We start from the raw sequence: 18,037 nt of genomic DNA, 5'->3' as shown, positions 1-18,037 counted from the left end.
GATGCTCTCCTTAATGCCGCGACGAATCAACCAAGAAACGCATGTTCATAATCTCGTGGACGTCGATCGGATGGTGCGGCCGATCCTGCTCCTGCACCCAATCGCGATAGTATCGATCCATCGCTTTTAAAACGTCTCTGCGGCCCACGATCCCGACCAGGACTCCTTCCTCCACAACCGGAAAGTGACGCAGTTTGTGACTGGTGAAGATGGATGCCAGCGTGAACAAATCGGTTTTGGGGCAGACACACACCGGGTGCCGTTGCATCATCGTGCGTGCCGTCAAGGAAGGACTCGGGTTGCCGTAGAACAGCTCGTTGCTCATCTGTTCCAAACAGTCGGCTTCGGACAGAAACCCCAACAATATGGGTTGCCCATTCTCGCTGCGCACGACCGGCGCGTTGGAGATCCGATGTTGGAGCAAAAAGGTCACGACGTCGGCCAACGGTGTCTCCTCCTGGACCGCTTGCACGTTCCGATTCATCAAATCTTCGGCCAAAGGAGCATTCTGGGTTTTCATCCCGGTAAGCCTCGAAGAACGGGCCGCGACGCATCGCCCATCTCGGTTCCACGCTGGATCCAGCCGCACACCCAACGGTGATGTGCGTCAGTGCACAAAAGTCGCACCGGAATGTCCCCGACACGCCCGATTTCATCGCCGAAAACAGGTCCGCAGAATTCAACGCAAAAACGGTGCCGCGTCCACCGTTGAAAACGGCATTTCTCCCGGTTGCTCCACCGCTCGTTCTGAAAGCCCGGGCCACAGCCGCTGAAGATTCGACCGGTCGAGATTCAGGTCTCAATCTGCCGAAGTGTCGATGCGTCGAACCGAGGCGAGGGTGTGCGGTTGAGGCCTTTCAGCCGGTCCCCAGCTGTCGCTCGACAGCCTCACCTTGAAGTCGCCACGCTCGCCAAAGCGGACAGTGGGCGGCAAAGCCATGGTTCGGCGATGGTGGGTTCATCAAAGTTCGTCGTCACGCTCGGTCGAGCGCGGCGATCGGTGCTTCGATAAAAACCATCCGAGCCCGGTGCGGCGGACGTAGAGTCGCGGTGTCAACGCTGCACAGGTCGACGACTGACTTCCGCAGCGACATAACGCTGCTGATCCTCGTTCAGCTCTTTAAGGTCCTGCATCGATTCGCAGGTGCACTGAAAATGGCAGATCAACATCTCGTCCGTCGAGTCGCTGCCCCAATGAACCGTTTTGGGCGGTGTGTTCGGGTTCAACGGATTCCCGGATGAATTGTCGTACCACGCTTCAACCAGGATTCGAGACCCCTTGGGCAATTCCACCGGTTGGTCGTAGGCATATTGACCCTGCCAATTGAAATCCCAATCCTTGATCCACAGCAACGGAACGATCTTGCCGTCAGGCCGCTTCGCTCGCACTTTCATTTCCCGGCCCAGGACGTGCATGTGAGGCACGACATCCAACAACGTGGTGTCCACGGGCAAGGTGTACAGGGCCGTTTCCTTGTGGCGTTCGGCTCCGGCGGGGATCTCCAAGTGCAAACTTCCTACCTGCACTTCGGTCACCACCTGACGTGCCGATCGTGGCGCAAAGTACAGCCCGATTTTGGACCGATCCTGTTCCGGTTTGCCGGTGCTGACGTAATGAACTTCGGCGACCAAATCGCTGCCGCGCGGAATCAGTCGCCCCATCCCCTCGGGAAGTCGTCGCGCACGCATGCCGGGAAACCAACTGGTCAGCGTTCCCTGCGGTTGAAACTGCGGACCGCCGAACCCGCCGTAGCCGGGCCCCGGGTCTGCTTGATCCAATTTCCGCCCGTTCCCCTGGGTGTCCAAAAAGAAACTTGCGTGATGGATCGCATTGGGGGTGCCCGGCTGAAAGTCAATCGCGCTGACCAATCGGTTCTCCGTCAGCCCCGTGGGAAGAACAAAGTACTGACGCAGGTCGGGGCCGCTGGCTGGGACATTGAACACATCCTTCATCTCCAAAACCAAATCCGGCTTACCGAGTCGCCAGCCCCGAGAGGGTTCCGGCAGCACAGGAAGGTCTTCCGGATTTCCCTCCGGCTTTCCAGACCGGACCCAGGACTCCAGCAGTTCCAGATCCTGATCGCACAACCGCTGCTCGTCGCGAAATCGCGGTAAGCGAGTGGAGGGTTTCCAGGGCGGCATGAACCGCGAATGCGTCACCTCCAGGATTTGACGCGCATGCGCACTGACATCCTCGTAAGTCAACAGTGCGAACGGCCCCGAACCGTCGGGATGATGACAACCACTGCAATGGGCGTGGACGATCGGAGCGATGTCGCGCGAGAACGTCACGTCCCCCGAGGCTGCCTTATTGGGCGGGGCCTCCAACAAACATCCGATCGGCTTTGTTTTCGGCACTTCAACGATTCGGCCGGCCAGAACCGCCTCCAATGCATCGACCAGGTAATCCTCCGTCGCCGTTTCTTTCTTCCGGCCCAGCTTGACGTAATGGTCATCAAGAGCACCGCTATACAGTTGCTCTCCAGATCGATCCAACACGATCGCATGCGGCGTGTGAGTCGGCGACAGCGTCCGCCGCAATCCACCCGATCCGTCAAACAACACGGGGAAAGCAACGTGAAACTGGCGCCGATGCTCCCGTGCCTCTTGTCGCGTCACCGACGGATCGGAGATCACTCCATACACCCGGACTCCCTGGCGATGAAACCGTGATGAAACGTCATTGAGCAACGGCACGTAGCTGTTGCTGATCGGACACTTCGTCGAAAGAAAGGCAAATACCAACGCGCGGCACTGGTCGTTCTCACCGAACAGGTGAACGTTGCCATCCAGGTCAACGCCCCGCGATGGCAGTCGCCCCGCAGCGTGCTGCGCGAACGCGGACCCACCGTTCAGGACGCCGATCAGAACCAGTAAGCCGGTCCAGACTTGCCGAGCGGCGACCGCCCCCGCCCAGCCGGACGTTGCCAGCCGACGGATCGCGGACCACAAATCATGGCGGAAGAGGAGAAGGAGAAGGGGGTGATGAGACGTCCGGTGTGAAAAGTCGCTAAAAGTAGAAACGGCACTATCTCCGTACAGTAAGAATCCTCCCTGGGAGTTCGGTCGCGGTAAACGTCGGCTATGAACGACATCGCGCTCTGGCAGAACCGGGTTCCGTCAAACAGCGTTCCGTCGATCAGCGGCGGGCCGACCGAACGAGTCGGAAAGAATCGATAAGCGAAGAGGAAAAGGGAGTCGGGAAGCCGGACGCCAATCCGCGGGGACGGTTGATGAGGATGATCGCCCAGGAATCATCGCCAGGGGCAATGGCCTGAAGCGGCGATCAAGCTTTGGCGTCACGGTGCTTTGGCGTCACAGTGCTTCGACGTCACGGTGCTAGGCTCCGATTGCAGACACCAAGCTCCGGGCGGGAAAGTCTAACGGTGCCTTCGGCATTCGATCAAGAAAAACCGGTCACGAATCCAAACTTCGACCGGTGTTCCATCAAACTGACGACGTTTTGCTTCCCTCATGTTTGCCCCGCTGCCAGGGAGGCAGAGTTATCGCAAGGAGTGCCGACTGGAAGGATGAGACGAATGTGCAGCCACCGTGATAGAATGCGGCGGTTCGGACATGGAAGTGACCGGCCGACCGCCACAGGACAGTTGAAATACGTTCACCGCCGCGCCGCGTTGGCGAAACCGCCCCGACAACGCTCGTTTGACGACGGCGTCTGAGGCTTCGTGCGTCCAGCGCCCCGCCACTTTCACACAGCGAAACCGGAATTGGCATGTCAAAACATCCCCCGGACAAAGATGTTAAGCCGCGACGCTTTCGCAAAGCTTGGCGTCTGATTGCTCTGGTCTCGGTGATCGGGCTGCTGATGCTGGGCATCGCCCCCTGGCTGATCGCGAACACGCCGCTGCGTGACCGCTTGATCAACACCATCATCGGTGGTGACAAGATCGTCGCGACGACCAATGCGGCGTCATTCGGCTACGCCAGCCCCGTCTGGATTGACGGGTTGTCACTGAAAGCGTCGAACGGCTCGGCAGACGTCGCGATCGAATCGATCACGTCGGAAAAGTCCTGGCTTTCGATGGTGTTTCATCGAACGGACCTGGGGACGTTTACCTTTGATCATCCGCAGATCGACGTGGTGACGGGCATCGAAACCGCTGCGGAATCCAAGACGGATCCGCCCGAAAATCGGCCCCATCCGAATCAATTCCCGCAGTTGACGTCGGTGATTCGCGACGCGGGAATCACCGTCCGAGACGTGAGCCGCCCCGAGCCGTCGATCGACCTGAAGCATCTGGATGTATCGCTGCATCTGGACCAGGGTCCCAGCGGATCGCTGGTCCGAATCGAACCGGTCACGCTGTTGGACCAATTCCCACTGACTCCAGACCTCTGTGATCGGGGACTGCAGTTGATTGCTCCCATGTTGGCCGACGGCGTCGATGTGCAGGGCCGTTTGTCGTTCACACTGGACCGATTCCAGGTGCCCATCGGACCGATGGATGAGCAGCAACGGAAGGAAGCGATGGAGATCGCCGGGGAGATCCGCTTGCTGGACGTGACGGTCGGCTTCAACAATCCGTTGACGGAAAAACTGTTCGGATTGGTATCACGACTGGGCTCGGTCGAGTTACCCAAGACGCTCACGGTTTCCGAGCAAACGGCGGTCACGTTTGACGTCCACAACGGTCGCGTCCACCACCAGGGGCTGACGTTTCTGATGCCGTACCAGGACTCATCGCTGGCCATCACCTCGCACGGTTCGGTCGGCGTCGATGAGACACTGGACTTGGAGTTGTCCGTCAAGTTGCCCGGAGTGTTGTTGGGAAAATCCCGTTTGACAAAGTTTCTGGTCGAGAAGCCGCTGCTGGTGCAAGTCCGAGGAACCGTTCAGGAGCCGCAAATCGAGTTCGCTCCGGAAGACGGATGGACCTCACGATTGGATTCGTTGCTGAAAGGCTTCAGCGGGATTGCAGCGGGCGACGGTGCCGACGACGCGTCCACTGCCGAAGCGTCCACTTCCGAAACGCCCGACCCCGACACGAACAGCCTCGACCCCTCGGCACAGCAGGCCGCCGAATCGGTGCTGGAAATCGTTGGCGGATTACTGGAGAACGCCGGAGACCGCGAGCGTCCCGACCAATCCCTGCGGGACCGACTGCGTGAGCGGCGTCAACGTCGTCGGGAGCGATAGCACCAATTCAGCGCCCCCGCGTCGTTAGCGTTTGCGAAACAGATCGATGGAATACAGCAACGCGACCAAGTACAGCCCGGTGCAGGCCCAAAGGCAGGCCAAAACCAGACCAAATTGTTCACTCCATTGACGCTTCGCCCCGCGGCGGCGGCGGCGGAGTCGGCCGCCGATCAACAACGACGTGGTCACATACAAGCCCATCAGGGGCGTGCCCCATAGCCAACACACGCTGCTCCAAGGCATTTCCGACTTTCCCATCACACGCCAGGCGACGATCGGCGGCCACAGCAACCAGGAAGACATCCCCTGGGCAAACCAGGCGGACTTTCCGGGACCGAATCGCCCGCCACCTTTGCAGCGTTGCAACAGCAAGATGGGAACGCCCACCAACGAGACGCCTCCCAACACGGTGATGATCCATCGCAACCACAAGGGAATGGCCGAAATCGGGTCGTTGTCGTCCGAATTGCCACCTGCCTCCAAGATCGGGCCCAGCACTCCAAAGGCGATCGCAATCCCAGCCACCATCAGCATCAACCGCGCGATGCCGAACCGGTCGCTTGGGGCAGCAGGTCGACTTTCGTCAGGCGGGCCAGCACTAGGGTTCGTCATCCGGCGGTCCCGAATTCAAGAGCGACACAACACGCTTCCCATTGTGGCTTGAACCCACGGCACGATCCAGCCTTGACCGCGGACTTCCCCGTCCGCATGCAACCGTCCGCCGGATCCATTGAGGGATTCAGCCAATTCCCCGCAAACCACTCGCGAGATGTCCCCCACCGCCACGAAGATTCGGTCATCATGGCGACATCGACCGGGGGCAACTCAAAACGCCGCATCGGATTCGCCCTGGCCGCCCAAGAGACATGGGATGAGCTCCGTCTGTCCTAATTGCAAACGCACCATCGCCGACGAAGAGACCGTGATCTCCGTCGACGACCCGGAAGATCGTAGCGTGACCAAACAGGTCCGCACCTGCCCGGACTGCGGCGCCTATCTTTCGCTGGATCAAATTGACGGCTTGGAGTTCCCCACGCAGGCTCAGTTCCCAACGCAGGCTGAATCGCTGACCTCCGACGAATTCGCCCACTTTCGTCTGATCCAGATGTTGGGCAAGGGCGGTTTTGGAACGGTCTGGCTGGCCGAAGACCTGCAACTGGATCGACAAATCGCCCTGAAGCTGCCGTCGTTCAAACGGCCTGACATGGGCAACTTGATTCGCGAAGCCAAAACCGCGGCCAAGCTGCAACACCCGAACATTGTCAGCATCCATCAGGTCGGGGAGTCCGCCGGCCAGGTCTACATTGTTTGTGAATACATCAAGGGCATGGACCTGCGTGCCCTACTTTCCAAGGGCACGCCGCCGATCGCCCAATCCGTAGAACTGTTGCGTGGCATCGCCAAAGGCTTGCAACACGCACACGAACACAACATCGTGCATCGTGACATGAAGCCCGGAAACGTGCTGGTCGACGATGCCGGGACGCCACTGGTCACGGACTTCGGCTTGGCCAAGCGGATCGACATCGACGAATCGATTTCATCGCGAGGTCGAATCATCGGAACGGTGATGTACATGGCTCCCGAGCAGGCCAGCGGCGACAGCGATCAAGTCGACCGACGTGCCGACCTGTATGCCTTGGGCGTGATGATGTACGAAATGCTGACGGGCGAGCGGCCCTACCGAGGCAATGTCCAAGCGGTGCTACACGACAAGGTCAATGAAGATCCCGCGCCGCTTCGCCGCTTGCTGCCCTCGGTGCCACGCGACCTGGAAACCATCTGCCTGAAGTGTTTGCAGCGTTCTCCCGCCCGCCGCTATGAAAGCGCCGGAGAATTCATCGCTGAGCTGGATCGTTACACACGCGGCGAACCGATCGAGGCACGACCGGTTTCCAGCCTGGAATACGCTTGGCGGTGGTGCACGCGAAACCGAATGGTCAGTGGCTTGGCGGCCCTGCTGTTCGCCAGCCTGATCATCGGCCTGGCTAGCACCACGACCTTCTGGTGGCAAGCCACGCAGCAGGCGGAAAAGGCCAGACGGGCGCTCTACGCGTCGCGAATGGCGTTGGCCACCTATTACCTCGGACGCGGTGACATCACCACGGCCCGATCCTCCCTGGATGAGTTTCTCACGCCGGAGCTCGCGCACCTTCGCGCTTTTGAATGGTATTACTTGGACTCGCAATTGCGGCGATTCAAGCCGACCGCTCAGCACGGAAACCTGATCCACGACGTGGCGATGTCGCGTGAAGGCGATTGGTACGCATCGGTCGGCGACGATCGCAACCTGCGAATCTGGGAAACGGAAACGGGGAAGGTTCTCCGTGAAATCCCGGCCAGGATTGGTCGCTGGCAAGCGGCCGCCGTTTCTCCGCGCGACAACCAGCTGGCCGCCGGATCGAAAGACGGCAGCGTCTACGTGTGGGACGCTGTCGGAGACGCCCAGCGCCCCCCTCGCGTGATCCAACACGGACGCGGCGTCAGCCGCCTGGTGTATTCGCAAGACGGCCGCCGTCTGTTCTCGGCGGCCGACACGGGGGCGGTCCGTGTTTGGGACACCAAGGATTTCAAACTGATCAGCGAAATCCCCACTGGAAAAGACGGCTTGGTCTGCTTGGCCGTGTCCGCCGACGGTGCGACCCTGGTGGTCGTCGGAAGCGGTGGCATGATCCGAGCCTGGGAGGTGGATACCAGGGCCAAGATTTGCACCATCGAAGCTGGCCAGCGCGTGGAAGCGGTCGCGATGCGTGCCGACGCATCCCAGTTCGTGACCGGTTCCTACAGCGGAATGCTAGCGATCTTTGACACCAAAACGGGAAGCCGACGGCAAGAATCGGACACGGACTACGGCTGGATCACCGACCTGGATTTCCTGGACGACAGTCCCATCATTGCACTGCTGACCAGCGGTGGTGAAACGGTGTTCTTCGACACCGAAGAGTTCTCGCAGCGAAATATGATTTCCACGCACGACCGAGCGGGCGGCCGGCTCGCCGTCTCCAAAGATGGGCGAACGCTTGTCGTCGGATCCAGGAACGGAATGATCGCGGCGATCGACAGTTCCGATTTCCGGTCGTCATATGTGATGAACCTGGGGCGTCCGGTTCGAACGGTTCGGGTCGTTTCGGATCGCGTCTTCGTGGCCTCCGGCACCGACGGTTCGGTTCAATGGATGGATCTGGACAAACGGGCGATCCGTCCGCTGGAACCACCGTCGGATGCCGGCGTTGCCGAAATCGCCTGCTCGCAAACGGCCGCATTGATCGCAATCCACCGTCCCAACGGGCAGGTGGATGTGTTGGATGCTTCCGGTACCCCATTGCGTTCGATCCAAGTCGGTGCCGGATACCCCGTTCAAATCGCGTTTTCCAATGCCGGCGATCGTCTGCTGATTGCAAAGAACGCAACCACCTTACTGATGTACGACATGGATCCCGATCAGGAACCTTTGCTTTCGAACCGCACCACGATCACGGCGCCCCCATCGGATGGTGTGATCCGCGATGTTTGCTTCAGCCATGACGATTCCGTGGTAGCGGTGGCCTGGGATGAGGGGCACGTCCGATTCTTCGAAACCGATTCCGGGCAATGGCGTGCGAAGGCGTTGACCTTCGACGACCTCCCGGTTTCCCTGGCGTTTCAATCGGACGCCTTGGCGGTGGGGTTGCGAGATGGCGACATCGCTTGCTTTGACAGCAAGTCAGGGAAAGAACGCTGGCGATCAAAAGCCCACATCGGTCACCTGAATATGGTGGTGGCCATCCCCGGCAGCGCCGCTTTCGCCTCGGTCGGTCGTGACCGATCGCTCTACATTTGGGACGCACTCAGCGGCGATCTGCGGACCGGACTGCTGGGACACCGGCATCAGGTGTTTTCCGTCGACGCAACCGCCGACGGGAACGCATTGGTCACCAGCGGACTGAAAGGGGACGTGCGACTGTGGGCCAGCCGTGAAGACTGACGTCAACTCGGCGCCCGTGATTCCTTCCGTGCCGGTTGGCCCCCCGATCCCGGGATTGACGATACTGCAGGCTTTTTTGAAAACGACATCATCGCCGACCATCCTGGCGGATCGCGACCGGCAGAAATCATTGGATTCAAGTTCACGCCCCATTGCCACCCTTTCGCGGAAACCCTGCATGTCCGTCCTGCACCTGCCCAAACGCCTGCCAAAATCCGCGTGGATCACGTTTTCGATCGCGTGGATCTGGGTGGCCGGTATCAGTGCCGTGTGTGCCCAAACGAACCTGCATGATCCGCCGATCCGGTATCGCGAAACGCCCGGCGAGAATCCGGTATCGGAATTGTTCGCGAAATTGGATCGCGGCGAGGTGGTCCTGAACTACGAACCGGGCTTCGGCTCTCTGCGGTCGATCCTTCGGTCGCTTGACATCCCTCTGTCATCGCAAGCGTTGGTCTATTCAAAAACCAGCTTGCAGTCCGGCCGGATTTCGCCGGCAAACCCGCGGGCGATCTACTTCAACGACGACGTCTACGTCGGCTGGGTGCGTGGCAGTTCGCTGCTGGAGATCTCGACAGCGGACCCACACCTGGGTGCCGCTTTTTACACGGTTCAAATGTCGCCTCGAGGTGCCAGGACGCGACGAGAGAACGATCGGTGCCTGGCGTGTCACCAGTTGCCCACGGACATGGATCGGATTCCGGGTCATACCGTTCGCAGCGTGATGACGCGCGACTCCGGAAAGATCAATTTGCTGTTGGATCACTTTGTCACCGGACACACCAGCCCGATTTCTCAACGCTGGGGCGGTTGGTACGTCACGGGTGACCTGGGCAGTGCGAAGCACCTTGGCAATGCCTTTTTGGAAGGCGACCGGCTGATCCCGACCGGATCCCCGAATCCTTCGACGTTGTCTGAACGGCTTGAAATCAGCGCTTGGCCGACTCCCCACAGCGACGTCGTGGCGTTGATGGTGATGGAGCATCAAACCCAAATGCACAATCAACTGACGCGGGCCAACTTCGCCGTTCGCCGCGCCCGTCACGGGGACTTTTCTTCCGGGGAAGGTGAGCCGCTTGCGGAGGATTCGCCGGAAACGTCCTCGCGAGAAACGCTGGATCAAGTCTTGGATGAAGCCTCCAAATGGGTCGTCGATTACTTGCTGTTCGTCGATGAAGCTCCTTTGGAAGAGCCGGTTCAAGGCTCCAACGCCTTTGCAGCGGAGTTCGCCGCACGCGGTCCGACCGATTCCGAGGGGCGATCCCTGCGTGATTTCGATTTGACCCGGCGCATGTTTCGCTATCCCTGCAGTTACCTGATCTATTCCGACGCATTCGATTCGCTTGACCAGGACTTGCAGCAAAGGGTCTACCAACGGCTGCTCGACGTGCTGACCGAGCGAGACGCTTCGCCAGAATACGCGCACCTGAGCTCTCAGGACCGGGCGGCCATCTTGAGCATTCTGAGACAGACCAAGCAAAATCTGCCGGACGACTGGGGCGACCACGAAGAGGCCCCGCGCGACGTCACGTTGCCCTAGCAGGACAGCGGTACTTCGCGCTAGCCGCGTGGCGCTAGTCGCGGGTTTGCTCGCACCAACCGGCGGCGAGCGTCTTGCCGCTCATTGCACCGCAAATCACGGTGTGATTGATTGAAAGTGGCGTTGCCTGGCTGGGCGGAATCGCCGGTGCCTGGCGGGCATCCCATCGGTCACATCTCGGTTGCTATCAACACTTGCCCGGCCATCCATCTCGTGACCTCGGTGGCCGCAGTACGCCATCGACTTTTCGACCAAACCATCTTTACGGCGGGCGCGGGAAACACGTATAGCAGGAGGTCTCCGAGGCGACCGGGGTGCTTATCAGGGACGATTCAAATGTTGACGGACAGCCAAACGGTGGATGCGAACGACGCGGCACCGGAAAACATTCAGGGCATCTCGGTGGACGAGGCCATCACGGCGGTGATGGACGGCGACTTCGCGAGCATTGATTTATTCTTGCACCAGTCGGTCCTTCCCGCCCTGCTGTGGGCGTCGGTCGGATTGGCCGTTTTGTTTATCGGCTACTTTGTGGCCAACTACCTGTCGCGGGTCATCAGCCGCCCGATCCGCAACCGCATCGACGAAACGCTGGGTCGCTTCTGCGGCACCGTGATTTTCTACACGGTCATGGGAGGCCTGGTCGCCTCGGTCGCCAGCAAATTGGGTGCCCCGCTGGGTGGCCTGGCGGCATTGATCGCCGCGGCCGGCTTTGCAATCGGCCTAGCTTTTCAAGGAACGCTTAGCAATTTTGCGGCCGGAGTTTTGATGATTGTCTTTCGCCCCTTCAAGGTGGGGGACATGGTCAACGTGGCTGGCATTGCGGGCAAGGTCAATGAAATCGATTTATTCACCACCACGCTGGACACGCCGGACAACCGCCGATTGATCATCCCCAACAGCAGTATTTCAAGCAGCACCATCGAGAACATCAGCTACCACGCCCACCGCCGCGCCGAAGTGCTGGTGGGTGTGGAGTACGCGGCCGACTTGGACCAGACTCGCGAAGCACTGCAACGGGCGGTGGACTGTTTTGCCGACCAAATGATTCCTGGTGAAGGCCGAGGAAGCGCGGTCGTCCTGGCGGGACTGGGTGACAGTGCGGTGCAATGGAAAGTGCGGCTGTGGGTCGCCGGCACGGATTACTGGCCGATGCAGGAATGCTTGACCGGGGAAGTGAAACGCCAACTGGACCGGGCGGGAATCGGGATTCCGTTTCCGCAGATGGATGTCCATGTCCGTCAGACCGTCACCCAGGACATCCGTCCGACAACGCGGCCCCGCATGCGACCGGCGCGGCGGGCCCAGGCAGCCAACGAACCTCCTTCGATGCGTCGGGCGTCCTAACGTTTCTGCCTCCGTGAAAGCTGCGTTCAACCAAGCGACTTTTGCGAAGTAAAAGGCGACATGGCAGTTCGCAGCCTTGCCACCGTCTGGCGACGGTAGCCACACCCGCGCGTGATCGACGAGCCTTCCCCGACACGAGGGCGTTGCTTCGCGCCCACCAGCATCGTCATTCCATGTCTCGCCCAACCCCCGCATTCCGAACGAGCACATTGCACCGGATCGTTCGCCGAACGCGGTGCGTCCAGACTCATCAGCGATTCGCGATCGATGCATTGCCGCTGGTGGCGACGGCCGGAGGAACGCGGCTGGCATCCTGGCTCCTGGTCCACCATGCCCAGTATTTGCGGGGAGCGATTGATCCGGACATCCGTTTCCGCGATTACCACAACCACGTGATCCACGTTCGCGAAGGATGCTGGGGCGCCGCCCCGCGGGTCGCCCGCCACTGGTACTTTCGTCTGCAGCAGCATTTGCGATCGCAGAACTTCGCCCAGGCGGCCTATTCCGCCGGCGTCCTGTCGCACTACTTCACCGACGTTTTCCAACCGTTGCACACCGCCTGCAGCGAACGCGAGAATCTGGTTCACGGGCCGTTGGAATGGAGCATCGAACAGGCCTACGACCAGATTCTGGGCTGTTGGCAAACCGATCCATCCAGGATGGTCATGCCAACCATTCACCAGACGGATTGGCTGACCGGAATGATGCTTCACGGCGCCAAGCGGGCCGGTCAACATTTTGACCTCTTGAGTGAACGATATCGGTTGCTGCGTGTGTTCGAGAATCCGACAGCAGGTCTGGATCCGGTCTCGCTGCGGGTGTTGGCGGAACTCTTCGGGTTGGCGATCAGCGGTTGGGCAAGAATCCTCGAACGCGCCGCGGGTGATGCCGAAGCCAACCTCCGCAGGCCACTTCCATCTTGCGGCCACCGCATCACCCTTGCCGGAACGATTGCCGGATGCCCCATCCACCTGCTGAAAAACCGGGTAGCGTATTGGCGTCGCAGGCGGCTGATCCGGGCCGTCACCGACGAGTACCTGAGAACGGGCCATCTGGATCGGTGCCTTCCCGCGGAGGTCGATATCAAACGTCGCGTCATCGCGGTGTACCGCGACGAGCAGCAACGAAAGGCCAAGTTGCGACAAGACGCCAACGCGCGGCGAATCCTTGATGCGTCCATCGGCCCACAGCATCTCGGGCAGCACGACACGGTAGCGAGTTCGGAACGCCCTGCCGCACCGGCGCGTCGAACTGAAGGCGGGCTGAGCAAGAAGGATTCGATCCGTTGCCTTTCTTCACTCGGTCCCGCCATCGCCCGTCGCCTGGAAACGATCGGAGTCAACACGATCGGCGACTTCTTGCAGTGCCCGTCAAGGAAACTTGCCGACCATCTGGCAACGGGCTGGATTGACAAGCGTTGGTTGCGCCAGCGGCAGATGGAAGCCAATCTGCGATGCGAAATCTCGGGGCTTTCTTGCTCGGAGGCGGCCTGGTTGGCCGAAATCGAAATCGCCGATACGTTGCAGCTAGCCGATGCGGACGCGTTCGATTTGGATCATCGGATCCGGCAGCGACTCGCCAATCCGGATCAGCCATGGCTTCGCCAGGTAGCTCCCCCGTCGCCGGACCGACTCGAGTCCCTGATCGCGATTGCGAGACGATCCACGGCATGCCAGCCGCCAAACGCGTCACGCCCCCCGCGAGCCGCTTGAAGATCGGTGACAATGGCGTGAACCTCTAAGGACATCCCGACACGAGAACATCAAGGAGCCCGCAGGCAGACCAGCGGGTACACTCAAGCGATGACGATTCCTCCCTTTGAGCGACAGAATCAACCGATGAAAGCTTTTGAGGCCACGCGGCTGTTTTTCAACTCCGCTGCGGAATTATTGGACCTGGATGAATCGCTCCGCGAATCCATGCTGATGCCGCAGCGAGAAATTCAGGTCCAGGTTTCGATGCGGCGCGACGACGGTTCGCTGGCAAACTTCGTCGGATTTCGCGTCCAACACGACAGCAGCCGCGGTCCGATGAAAGGCGGTCTGCGTTACCACCCCGAAGTCGACTTGGACGAAACACGTTCGTTGGCAAGCTTGATGACTTGGAAAACCGCCGTGGTCAATCTGCCCTATGGCGGTGCCAAGGGCGGGATCGGCGTGGATCCGCGGTCCCTGTCGCTGCCCGAAGTCGAACGGCTGACACGAGCCTTCGTCGACCAGATTCATGACATCGTCGGACCCGACACCGATATACCCGCCCCGGACATGGGGACGGACCACCGCGTGATGGCCTGGTTTCGGAATCAGTGGGAAAAGTATCACGGGTTCAATCCCGCGGTGATCACCGGAAAACCGGTGGAAGAATACGGGGCCAAGGGGCGCGAGGAAGCCACCGGCCGCGGCGTCGGCTCTTTGACCGTCAAAGTTGCCAAACGATTGGGGATGAAAGCGGAGAAAACGCGTGTCGCAATCCAGGGTTTCGGGAACGTCGGATCGCATGCGGCAAAATTCCTGTCCGAGGCCCAGTTTCCGGTGATCGCCGTCAGCGACACGACCGGAACGTACTATCGCGAGGAAGGCTTGGACATCAATGCGGTGCTGCACCACACGCTGCGTCACTCGTACGGGCTGTTGGAAGGGTTCGCCGAGTGCGAAGTGCTGCCGGTCGACGCGTTGCTGTCCCTTCCGGACGTCGATGTGTTGATCCCCGCCGCCGTGGGTGGCGTCATCACGGAACGCAATGTCGACAACATTTCCGCCAAGGCGATCATCGAAGGTGCCAACGGTCCGGTGCATCCGATGGCCGACCACGCGCTGCACGAGCGCGGCGTGACCGTGTTGCCCGACATCCTTGCCAATGCCGGCGGCGTCACGGTCAGCTATTTCGAATGGGTGCAAAACCGCCAACACTATCGCTGGACGCTGGACCGCGTCCGTCAAGAACTGGACCGCACCTTGTCAGAAGCCTTCGAACACGTGTGGCAGACCGCCCAGGAGAAAAACGTTTCCCTGCGGACGGCGGCCTACATGATCGGCATCGCGCGCGTGCGTCGGGCCTCGGAGTTGGCCGGGATGCGTTGAGCCGAGTTCCCACTGCCGACCGGCTGTTCAGAGGAACGCCGCCGCGACGGTGTCGGCAAAGTGGATGCCACGCTCCGTCAATTTGACGTGAGCTCCGGATTCGGCAATCAAGCCTTGAACGCGAAGCTGCCGCAACGCGTCGCGGCAAAGCTCCCGAAGGTCGACGCCGGTTTGTTGTTGAACCGAATGCAAGTCGACTCCCTCAATCAGACGGACGCCGAAGGCGGCTATTTCTCGGGCGTGCTGCTCGGCCGTGATCGGTTCACTCTCGACCACCGGGCTCTGACCCCGCTCCATGCGTTTCAGATAGGTCGTGGTGCTGCGGTGGTTGACGGTGCGGGTCTGATTGACAAAGGCAGCGGCCCCCGGGCCAACGGCTAACCAGGGGTCTCCTTGCCAGTACGCCAGATTGTGCCGGCAGCGATCTCCCGGACGGGCGAAATTCGAAATCTCGTACTGTGAGAACCCCGCCTCGGCCAAGATCGCCCGCGCCGAATCGTACATCGTCACTTCCAGGGATTCCTCCACACCAACCAGGTCTCCGCGACTCTTCCTGGTCCAAAACGAGGTCCCCTTTTCGAACGTCAGTGCGTAGGTGGAGACGTGCCGAACCGGTAGCGACGTCGCGATTCGCAGGTCCCGCTGCCAGCCGCCGAGCGATTCACCGGGCGCCGCGAAGATCAAGTCGATCGACACGTTGGCGATCCTGGCAGCCACCTGCCGAACGATCTCCGTTGCGGTCTCTCCCCGATGCCCCCGTTGCAACACATCCAGTTTGGCATCGGAGAACGATTGCACGCCCAGACTGACGCGGTTGACGCCGTGGGCAGACATCAACATCAGCTTCTCGTCGTTGATGTCCTCCGGATTCGCCTCCAACGTCCATTCCCGCAATTCACTCAGATCGAACTGTTCGCGGACGACCGTCAGCAAGCGATTCAATGGTTCCGGCGGCAGATGGGTGGGAGTTCCGCCGCCGATGAACACGGTATGCAAAGGCGCCGATTTGAGCTCCTCGGGAATCTCGATCAATTCCCGCGTGATGGCCGCCAGATAACGCTGCATCAAGTCATCGCGATCGGCCACCACGCTGAAGTTGCAGTATCCACATCGGTGCCGGCAGAACGGGACATGAATGTAGATCGATCGTGGCAGCTTCAAGACGGTGTTTGGCAAGGCACGATCCGATCGAATCGCCACGACCGAGATGGCGGTGGCGGACCCGACAAACGGTGGACAACGGGAAACAGGCAACGGGGAACAGGGTCTTGGCCGCTGGGCCAAAACAGATCAATCCCCGGAACGCAGTTTGTTGAAGTAGTCCCGGACGTGTTCCTGCTCGTTGCGAGGCAGCGTCTGGTTCTCCAACGGATCGCTTTCTTCGCTGAAGGAACTTTCGATCGCGCGTTTCACGTCTTCGCGGCTGATTCCTTTTCGGTTGGGCCCGTCGGCGAAACCGGAGATGACCGCCTTGCCTTTACGGACCTTGCCGCGCACTTGGGTTTCGTAGGTGTTGGTGTCGGTTTCTTCTTCGGGGCGATCTCCCTGTCCGTTTCCCTCGCCCATCCCGTTACCCGGTTTGTCGCCTTGTCCCATGCCCATCCCCTGGCACTGTTGGCAGCCGGCTCCGCCACAGGACTGGCAGCGCATCTGCTGCTTGGATTGCGACAGGTCATTCATGGCGGATTCCAGATCCTGAAGCTCACTCATTTCCTGCTGCATGTCACCCAGCTGGTCCGCCATTTCTTGCAACGAGTTGGCGGCCTGCTGGGAATCACCGCTTTGCATCGCTTGCGCCGCCTGGCCCAGCTGATCAGCCATCTGCTGCATCTGCTGCATTTGTTGTTTCGACTGCTGCTGCATCTGGTTGAGCTGCTGCTGCATCTTGGCGGCGTCCTGCGAGCGACCTTCGCGTTTCGCCTGCTCGATCTTTTCCTTCAGCTGTTCTTGCTTTTGTTTTTGAGCGTCGATGGCTTTCTGCAGCTGATCCTTCAACTGCTCAACCTGTTTTTTCAGTTGCTCCTTTTCTTGATCGCTCATCTTTCCGTCGCGCAACTTGCTGGCCAGTTCTTTGACGACTTGGGACGCCTTTCCGAAATCACCTTTGGCAATGGACTTGGCCGCTTCTTCGGCGGGCCCGGCTTGCAAGGACTGCATCTGGGCCATGGCCTTTCGCATCTGATCGGAGGACCCGAGCTGTTCCCGCCGTTCCTCCAATTGCTTCTTCAGGTCATTCAGCGCGATCATCGCCTCCTTGCGATCGATATTCTTCTTTTCAGTGATCTTATTCAGATCCGTCTCCATCTTCTCGAACAGGTCGCGCGCTTCCTCAAGACCTTTGGCATCGGCATTGCGACGCTGCTGCTCGATCCGCTTCTTCAGCTGCAGGGCCGCGCGCTGGACCTGAGCCGCAACCGCCGGATCAATCTTGGTTTCGCTGCTCGCGTCGGTCGGACGGGCCGGTTCCACCAGCAGCACCACGATGGCCAGGATGGGCGTGACCGAAAGCGGCAGCCAACCGAGCTTGTTCAGATGAAATTGAAACTTGTCGGCGATTCTGATTTTGTCGGCGCGGCGATCCGCATCTTCGACCACCGCGATTCCAAAATCGCTTTCGCGATCCGTCGCCGACATGCTCAACGAATTGCTCAGCCGCTCCTGCAGCCCGAATCGCTTGTCCACCTCCAACGCCACCCGCTGGGGGCTGGGGGCGGTCAGCAAAGAGTACCCCAACGCGATCAACACCGCGGCGGCGAGGGATCCGAAGATCCAAGCCCGGTTCCAAAACGACGAGTCAACCTCCAGCACGAAAAGACCGGGAATGGCACACGCGATGCTCGCCACAATCAGTGCCACAAACAGTGCGATGCACAACGAGCGTCCGAACGTGCCCAAAATCAGTCGGCGACGTGCGGTTTTTACTTGCGATTCAATACGGTTCATTACGG

Annotated in this window: 12 protein-coding genes; 7 read left to right on the top strand and 5 right to left on the bottom strand. The window is 60.1% G+C overall.

Features of this window, described 5'->3' with window-relative positions:
- Nucleotides 1-10 precede the first annotated feature (10 nt).
- On the bottom strand, nucleotides 11-520 hold the full coding sequence (locus FYK55_RS14730) for a CBS domain-containing protein (protein WP_150077182.1): 510 nt from the start codon (nucleotides 518-520) through the stop codon (nucleotides 11-13).
- Between the two features lie 533 nt (nucleotides 521-1,053).
- Complete coding sequence (locus tag FYK55_RS14725; protein WP_150077181.1) at nucleotides 1,054-2,952, bottom strand: redoxin domain-containing protein; 1,899 nt, start codon at nucleotides 2,950-2,952, stop codon at nucleotides 1,054-1,056.
- 781 nt (nucleotides 2,953-3,733) lie between these two features.
- On the opposite strand from FYK55_RS14725, the gene FYK55_RS14720 reads away from it, so the two are divergent.
- Nucleotides 3,734-5,158, top strand: coding sequence for a hypothetical protein (locus FYK55_RS14720; RefSeq protein WP_150077180.1), 1,425 nt, complete (start codon nucleotides 3,734-3,736; stop codon nucleotides 5,156-5,158).
- A gap of 24 nt (nucleotides 5,159-5,182) precedes the next feature.
- On the opposite strand, the gene FYK55_RS14715 is transcribed toward FYK55_RS14720, so the two are convergent.
- The gene (locus FYK55_RS14715) at nucleotides 5,183-5,770 is read right to left on the bottom strand and encodes a hypothetical protein (protein ID WP_150077179.1); all 588 of its coding nucleotides are present in this window, start codon (nucleotides 5,768-5,770) and stop codon (nucleotides 5,183-5,185) included.
- 72 nt (nucleotides 5,771-5,842) lie between these two features.
- Between FYK55_RS14715 and FYK55_RS29130 the strand changes: the two genes are divergently transcribed.
- The 6 genes from FYK55_RS29130 (at nucleotide 5,843) to FYK55_RS14690 (ending at nucleotide 15,089) form a co-directional block, all read left to right on the top strand.
- Complete coding sequence (locus tag FYK55_RS29130; RefSeq protein ID WP_161604515.1) at nucleotides 5,843-6,049, top strand: hypothetical protein; 207 nt, start codon at nucleotides 5,843-5,845, stop codon at nucleotides 6,047-6,049.
- Complete coding sequence (locus FYK55_RS14710; protein ID WP_161604514.1) at nucleotides 6,030-9,122, top strand: WD40 repeat domain-containing serine/threonine-protein kinase; 3,093 nt, start codon at nucleotides 6,030-6,032, stop codon at nucleotides 9,120-9,122. The genes FYK55_RS29130 and FYK55_RS14710 overlap by 20 nt, the downstream gene beginning before the upstream one ends.
- Before the next feature lie 178 nt (nucleotides 9,123-9,300).
- Nucleotides 9,301-10,662: a hypothetical protein gene (locus FYK55_RS14705; protein WP_150077177.1), complete on the top strand. Its 1,362-nt coding sequence runs from the start codon at nucleotides 9,301-9,303 to the stop codon at nucleotides 10,660-10,662.
- 336 nt (nucleotides 10,663-10,998) lie between these two features.
- Nucleotides 10,999-12,009 (top strand): mechanosensitive ion channel family protein, encoded by a 1,011-nt coding sequence (locus FYK55_RS14700; RefSeq protein WP_150077176.1) that lies wholly within the window; start codon nucleotides 10,999-11,001, stop codon nucleotides 12,007-12,009.
- 173 nt (nucleotides 12,010-12,182) lie between these two features.
- Nucleotides 12,183-13,721 carry a zinc dependent phospholipase C family protein gene (locus FYK55_RS14695; protein ID WP_150077175.1) on the top strand — a complete coding sequence of 513 codons (1,539 nt, stop codon included), beginning with the start codon at nucleotides 12,183-12,185 and terminating at the stop codon, nucleotides 13,719-13,721.
- Nucleotides 13,722-13,847: 126 nt separating this feature from the next.
- Nucleotides 13,848-15,089 (top strand): Glu/Leu/Phe/Val family dehydrogenase, encoded by a 1,242-nt coding sequence (locus FYK55_RS14690; RefSeq protein ID WP_150077174.1) that lies wholly within the window; start codon nucleotides 13,848-13,850, stop codon nucleotides 15,087-15,089.
- Nucleotides 15,090-15,116: 27 nt separating this feature from the next.
- On the opposite strand, the gene hemW is transcribed toward FYK55_RS14690, so the two are convergent.
- Both hemW and FYK55_RS14680 read right to left on the bottom strand, forming a co-directional pair.
- Nucleotides 15,117-16,265 carry a radical SAM family heme chaperone HemW gene (gene hemW, locus FYK55_RS14685; protein ID WP_235908701.1) on the bottom strand — a complete coding sequence of 383 codons (1,149 nt, stop codon included), beginning with the start codon at nucleotides 16,263-16,265 and terminating at the stop codon, nucleotides 15,117-15,119.
- Nucleotides 16,266-16,379: 114 nt separating this feature from the next.
- Entirely contained in the window at nucleotides 16,380-18,032 is a 1,653-nt protein-coding gene (locus tag FYK55_RS14680; RefSeq protein WP_150077173.1) for a hypothetical protein, read from the bottom strand.
- Between the last annotated feature and the right edge of the window lie 5 nt (nucleotides 18,033-18,037).

This window comes from Roseiconus nitratireducens (assembly GCF_008629675.1).
Taxonomy (GTDB): Bacteria; Planctomycetota; Planctomycetia; order Pirellulales; family Pirellulaceae; genus Stieleria; species Stieleria nitratireducens.
This window is presented reverse-complemented; position numbering and strand designations above follow the sequence as displayed.

Coding starts and splice junctions, on each gene's coding strand:
- FYK55_RS14730 (WP_150077182.1), bottom strand. CDS start 520: ATGAAAACCCAGAATGCTCCTTTGGCCGAAGATTTGATGAATCGGAAC.
- FYK55_RS14720 (WP_150077180.1), top strand. CDS start 3,734: ATGTCAAAACATCCCCCGGACAAAGATGTTAAGCCGCGACGCTTTCGC.
- FYK55_RS14715 (WP_150077179.1), bottom strand. CDS start 5,770: ATGACGAACCCTAGTGCTGGCCCGCCTGACGAAAGTCGACCTGCTGCC.
- FYK55_RS14710 (WP_161604514.1), top strand. CDS start 6,030: ATGAGCTCCGTCTGTCCTAATTGCAAACGCACCATCGCCGACGAAGAG.
- FYK55_RS14705 (WP_150077177.1), top strand. CDS start 9,301: ATGTCCGTCCTGCACCTGCCCAAACGCCTGCCAAAATCCGCGTGGATC.
- FYK55_RS14700 (WP_150077176.1), top strand. CDS start 10,999: ATGTTGACGGACAGCCAAACGGTGGATGCGAACGACGCGGCACCGGAA.
- FYK55_RS14695 (WP_150077175.1), top strand. CDS start 12,183: ATGTCTCGCCCAACCCCCGCATTCCGAACGAGCACATTGCACCGGATC.
- FYK55_RS14690 (WP_150077174.1), top strand. CDS start 13,848: ATGAAAGCTTTTGAGGCCACGCGGCTGTTTTTCAACTCCGCTGCGGAA.
- FYK55_RS14680 (WP_150077173.1), bottom strand. CDS start 18,032: ATGAACCGTATTGAATCGCAAGTAAAAACCGCACGTCGCCGACTGATT.